Source organism: Micromonospora sp. NPDC023814, assembly GCF_040639595.1.
GTDB lineage: Bacteria > Actinomycetota > Actinomycetes > Mycobacteriales > Micromonosporaceae > Micromonospora.
Window position 1 is genome coordinate 1 of record NZ_JBFAAF010000153.1, and the last position, 5,342, is coordinate 5,342.

Genomic DNA, 5,342 nt, shown 5'->3' on the forward strand with positions numbered 1-5,342 from the left:
GCTGGTCGGTTGCGGGGTCACCCTGCTGCTGGAGCGCAGCCTGACCCGGATCCTGCTCGGCGTCATCCTGCTCGGCAACGGGGTCAACGCGCTCACCGCGCACGGGGGCCCGGCGCGGCCCCCGGCCGGTGGCCGCCTCGCCGCCCGGCCCGCGGTCACGGTGTCCGGCGCCGCCCCGCCCGGCGCCGCCCCGCCCGGCGCCGCCAGAGCAGCGCCACCGCCGCCAGCCCGAGCACGGCCACCGCGAGCGCGGCCGCGGGCCACCGTCCGAGCAGCCCGTCCTCCAGCGGGCCGCTGGCCGCGGCCGGACGAGGTTCGCCGGTGGCGGCGAGCGCGGGCGGCGTGGCGGCTGCCGAGGCGGCCAGCTCCCCCGGCTCGACGAGCCGGCCGACGGCGGAGTCGCGGGGCAGCGAGAAGCCCCAGTCGAGCAGCGCGGCGCCCTGCTCCCAGCCCCGCGCGGGCCGCGGTTCGGCGCCGAGCAGCGTGACGACCAGCCGGCGGCCGCCCCGGTGGGCCGCCCCGACGTAGGTGTGCCGGGCCAGGTCGGTGAAGCCGGTCTTGCCGCCGAGCGCCCCGGGGTAGCGGTAGATGAGCTGGTTTTCGTTCTGGATCTCGAAGCCCTTGGTCCGCTGCGCCGGCTGGGCGGGAATGCGGTGGGTCTCGGTCAGCGCGTACCGGCGGAAGGTGGGGTCGGCGAAGCAGGCCCGGGCGATGAGCGCCAGGTCGTACGCGCTGGTGAACTGGCCCTTCCCGTCGAGGCCGGACGGGGTGACCGCGTGGGTCTGCAGGGCGCCGAGCCGGTGCGCCTCCTCGTTCATCGCCCGTACGCCGCCGGCCATCCCGTCCGGGCCGCCGCCGAGGCGGGCCAGCAGGTTGGCCGCCTCGTTGCCGGACTGCAGCAGCAGCCCGAGCCAGACGGTCTCGATCCGGTAGCGCCCGCCGGCGACGAGCCCGACGGCGGAGGAGCCCGGCTCGATGTCCATGTCGCCGTCGGTGACGGTGACGACCTGTTTCGGGTCGAGCCGGGGCAGCATGGTGGCGGCCAGCAGCAGCTTCTGCACGCTGGCGGGGGTGCCGTACTCGTGTGGGCCGCAGCCGCCCAGCACCTGGCCGGTGTCCAGGTCGGCCACCAGCCACGAGGTCGCGGTGACCGCCGGCGGTGGCGGCACCCCCGCGGGGACGACCAGGCCGGCGGTGGCCAGCGCCGGCCCGCCCACGGCCCGTTCCTCGGGCACGGCCGGCGGCGGCGACGGGCGCGGCGGCCGGGACACCGCCGGCGCGGGCGCTTTCGGGCACGGCGTCGGCGGCACCGCGCCGGACAGGCCCGTCGCGGCGGCGGTACGAGCGGTCGGGGCGGCCGCCGCCGGGGCGGGCACGCCGGCGGCGAAGACGACGGCGGTCGCCGTGGCCGCCAGCAGCCGAACGTTCATGCCCCGCACCCTAGTCGGCACGATCCGGGGCGTGGGCCGGCTTCCCGATGCTCCGGTGGCCGGCGTGGCGGCGGAGAACGGAGGGGTCCGCCGGCGCGGGCGACCCGGGCGGCCCGGATTCCGGGACCATCGGCCCTGCCGCCGGGCGGGCCCGGCACGGAAGCTGGAAACTGAAAGCGGTAGACGATCCTCCGGTTTGCGCGACGGTCGCCGCCGCACGGACTGCCCCGCCCCGCACACCGGCGCGCCACCCCACTCGGAAGGACGCACGATGGAAGGCCACTCGCTGACCCGCCTCGCCGACGAACAGCTCGCCGCCGCCCGGGAGGCCGACAGCGGACGCAGCGCCCACAACCTGCACCGCGGCCGGGAACGCCGGCTGCGGCAGACCCTGCTCGCGCTCCGGGGCGGCCGCTCGCTCGACGAGCACGACAGCCCGGGCGAGGCGACGCTGCAGGTGCTTCGGGGGCAGGTACGCCTGGTGGCCGGCGACGAGTCCTGGGAGGGCCACGCCGGCGACCTGGTGGTCGTCCCGCCGCGGCGGCACGCGCTGCACGCCGTGACGGACGCCGCCGTCCTGCTCACCGTGACGCCACGCCCGTGACCGCCGTCCCCGCCCGCCGTCGCCGCCCGGCCGGGCCGCCCACGGCGACCACCACCGGCCACGCGCGGACCGGGGGCCGGTCGCCCGGCTGGCTGCCGCCGCAGCACGGCGCCTGGGCGATGCTGCTGCTGCCGTTCCTGGCGGCGGTGACCGTCACCGGCCCGCACCCGCTGCACCTGCCTCTGCTCGGGGCGGTGCTCGCCGCCTACCCGCTGTCGTACTTCGGGTTGCAGGCGGTCAAGACCGGCCGGTTCCGGCGGGTACGCCCGCAGCTGGCCGCGTACGGCGTCGCCACCGTGCTCTGCGCCGCGCCGGTGCTGGCGGCCCGGCCGGCGGTCCTCGCGTACGCGCCGCTCTACGGCGTCCTGGCCGCCGTCAACGCCGGCTACGCGCACCGGCGCCGGGACCGGGCACTCGTCAACGACCTCGCCTTCGTGGCGCAGTGCGGGCTGCTCGGGTTCGTCGTCGCCACGGTCGCCGGGGTGCCGCCGGCCCGGGTGGCCGGCGCGACGGTGGTGGCGCTCGGCTACCTCGTCGGCACGATCCTGTTCGTCAAGACGATGATCCGGGAGCGGGACAGCGGTCGGTACCGGTGGGCGTCCTGGGCGTACCACGCCGTCGCCGCGCTCGCCGCGGCGCTCTGGGCGCCGACGCCGGTCGCCCTGGTCTTCGCGGCGCTGCTGGCCCGGGCCGTCGCGCTGCCCGGGCGCCGGCTCACGCCGAAGCGGGTGGGGCTGGTCGAGACGGCGTTCACCCTGCTGGTGCTGGCGGCGGTGACCTTCTGAACCGGGTACCGGGCCGGTTGGTCGTGCGGCGGCAGGGCGACAAGCGTCCGCGATCCGCCGATTTCCGCACGGCCGCCGGGTGGGTACATTCGACCGGATGGACATCGACGGTGTGGGCAGGCGCTTCCTCTTCCTTCTGGGTAGTTCACGCCCCGGTGGCAACACCGAACTCCTGGCCCGACGCGCGGCAGCCGCGCTGCCGGCCGGTGTCGAGCAGCGCTGGCTCCGCCTGGCCGACCATCCGCTGGCGCCGTTCCACGACATCCGCCACGGTCAGTTCCCTCCCCCGCCGTCCGGCAACGAGGCGCTGCTGCTGACGGAGACCCTCGCCGCGACCGACCTGGTGATCGCCTCGCCGGTCTACTGGTACAGCGTCAGCGCCCCCACCAAGCTCTACCTCGACCACTGGTCGACCTGGCTGCGGCTGCCCGGCGTAGATTTCCGGCCCCGTATGCGCGGCCGCACGATGTGGGCGATCAGCGCCCTCAGCGACGAGGACCCGGCCAAGGCGGACCCGATGGTGAACAGCCTGTGGATGAGCGCCGACTACCTCGGCATGCGATGGGGCGGTGCGCTGCTCGGCCACGCCGACCGCCCCGGCGACGTGCTCGACGACGCGACCGCCCTCCGCGCCGCGGACGCCTTCTTCGCCTCGACGGCGCTCGGCGAGACACGGGACGAGCGGGTCGCGGGCCGCGCGTCCGGCTGACCGCAGGTCATGGCCAGGGCCCCGGCCGGCCGGCCGGACAACACCGCGTCGGTTGTCTCACAAGCCGTTGCCTGCGGCGTCCCCACCGACTAGAACCGGATCACGATCGCCCGGACGTTCCGGCGACGGTGGCGAGGTGATGGCCGTGGCTCTGATCTCCTACGACGACACCGACGCGGCCGCCTTCGCCGCCACCCGGGAGCTGCCGCGCAGCGGGCTGGACCGGTGGCGGCACGCGGTGGGGCAGCACCTGCGGTCCCGCGCCGGGACGACCGTACTCGACCTCGGCGCCGGCACGGGGGCGTGGGCCAGCGCCCTCACCGACTGGTTCGGCGTCCGGGTGGTGGGCGTGGAGCCCGCCGGCGCGATGCGATCCCGCGCCGCCCATCGGCCGCTGCTCGCCCGCGACGCCCTCGCGCTGCCGCTGCGGGACTCCACGATGGACGCCGCGTGGCTGTCCACGATGATCCATCACGTCGCCGACCTGGACGCGGCGGCCCGCGAACTGCGCCGGGTGCTCCGGCCGGGCGCGCCCGTGCTGATCCGCTCGCCGTTCCCCGGCCGGCATCAGCGGATCGCCCTGTTCCACTGGTTTCCCGAGGCGGTCCGGGTACTGCGGCGCTACCCGGACCTCGCGCGGGTACGCTCGGCGTTCGCGACGGCCGGGTTCACCGTGAGCAGCGTCGAGCCGGTCGCGCAGACCACCGCCGCGTCGCTGGCGGAACTCGCCGAGCGCCTCGACCGCCGGGCCCACACCCCACTCCAGTTGATCACCGACGAGGAGTATGCCGGCGGCCTGGCGCGACTGCGGGCCGCCGCCCGCGAGGCGACCGGCCCGGTCGTCGACCACCTCGACCTGCTGGTGCTGCGCTGAGTCAGGCCGGCAGGGTCGGGTCGCGGTGCCGCAGGTAGTCGTACAGCGCCGCCGAGGCGCGCAGCCGCCGCAGGCTGCGCCGGTGCAGCTCCTGCTCCCGCCGGGCCAACTCCGCGTGGACCCGTTGGGCGCTGCCGGTCGTGCGCATCTCGTCGAGGACGGCCGCGATGATGTCGAACGGGTACGCGCCCCGGCGCAGCAGCGCGACGACCTGCGCGGCACGCAGTTCGGCCTGGTCGTACACCCGGTAGCCGGTGCCGCGCTCGCGGACCGGCCGGACCAGGCCGCGTTGCTCCCACAGCCGTAGCTGGGAGGTGCGGACCCCGACCAGGTCGGCGACCGCGCCGATGCGCACCCCGCGCCGCGGCGCCGGCAGGGTCGCCGGCGGGCTGGTCACCACGGTCTCGAACGCGCCGAGCACCCGCCGGATGTCCGCCCGCTCGCGGTCCAGCTCGGCGTGGCCCCCGTCGAGCGCCGCCAGCGCCGCCGCCAGGTCGCCCCGGTGTACGGCGGCCATGATCTCCCGGGTACGCGCCCAGCCGTGGCCCTCGGCCATCCGGCGGGCCACGGCCAGCGCCCGGAGGTGGTCGGCGGTGAAGATGCGGTAGCCGGCGGGGGTGCGTTCGACCGGTGGCAGCACGCCCAGGTCGACGTAGTTGCGGACCTGCTGGACGGAGATCCCGGCGGTCGCGGCGAGGTCCACGGCCCGCAGCCGGCCACTGCCCTTCCGCGCGGTCACCACCGGGCCACCGTACCGCCCACCCACTGGCCGGAATTTCGTGCCCGCCCCGGCGATCGACGCCGCCGGGGGGTGCCCGGAAGGGCCCCTTCCTGTCTACTCGGCAGCTCGGGTTCTAGGGATCGTTGCAACGCCTGACGTGATCAGGGGTTGCAGTGTTCGAGATCCGTGGGGATCGCAGGCCGCAGGGTCCGAAGAAGC

The 5,342-nt window shown here is 76.4% G+C and carries 6 protein-coding genes; 4 read left to right on the forward strand and 2 right to left on the reverse strand.

The features are described 5' to 3' along the window. Positions 1-155: 155 nt before the first annotated feature. A complete protein-coding gene (locus AB0G14_RS34500) occupies positions 156-1,430 on the reverse strand; it encodes a D-alanyl-D-alanine carboxypeptidase (RefSeq protein WP_357704801.1) in 1,275 nt (424 codons plus the stop codon). A 271-nt stretch (positions 1,431-1,701) separates the two neighbouring features. Here AB0G14_RS34500 and AB0G14_RS34505 point away from each other — a divergent pair, with 271 nt between their 5' ends. The 4 genes from AB0G14_RS34505 (at position 1,702) to AB0G14_RS34520 (ending at position 4,402) form a co-directional block, all read left to right on the forward strand. Then, entirely contained in the window at positions 1,702-2,034 is a 333-nt protein-coding gene (locus tag AB0G14_RS34505; protein ID WP_357704803.1) for a cupin domain-containing protein, read from the forward strand. Beyond that, entirely contained in the window at positions 2,031-2,819 is a 789-nt protein-coding gene (locus AB0G14_RS34510; protein WP_357704805.1) for a YwiC-like family protein, read from the forward strand. Before AB0G14_RS34505 ends, AB0G14_RS34510 begins: the two co-directional genes overlap by 4 nt. A 97-nt stretch (positions 2,820-2,916) precedes the next feature. Then, entirely contained in the window at positions 2,917-3,528 is a 612-nt protein-coding gene (locus AB0G14_RS34515; RefSeq protein WP_357704807.1) for an NAD(P)H-dependent oxidoreductase, read from the forward strand. Positions 3,529-3,673: 145 nt separating this feature from the next. Further along, positions 3,674-4,402 carry a methyltransferase domain-containing protein gene (locus AB0G14_RS34520; RefSeq protein WP_357704809.1) on the forward strand — a complete coding sequence of 243 codons (729 nt, stop codon included), beginning with the start codon at positions 3,674-3,676 and terminating at the stop codon, positions 4,400-4,402. A 1-nt stretch (position 4,403) separates the two neighbouring features. Here the strand turns inward: AB0G14_RS34520 and AB0G14_RS34525 are convergent, their stop codons facing one another. Further along, positions 4,404-5,144, reverse strand: a complete 741-nt coding sequence (locus AB0G14_RS34525) for a MerR family transcriptional regulator (RefSeq protein ID WP_350712284.1) — start codon at positions 5,142-5,144, stop codon at positions 4,404-4,406. Positions 5,145-5,342 lie beyond the last annotated feature (198 nt).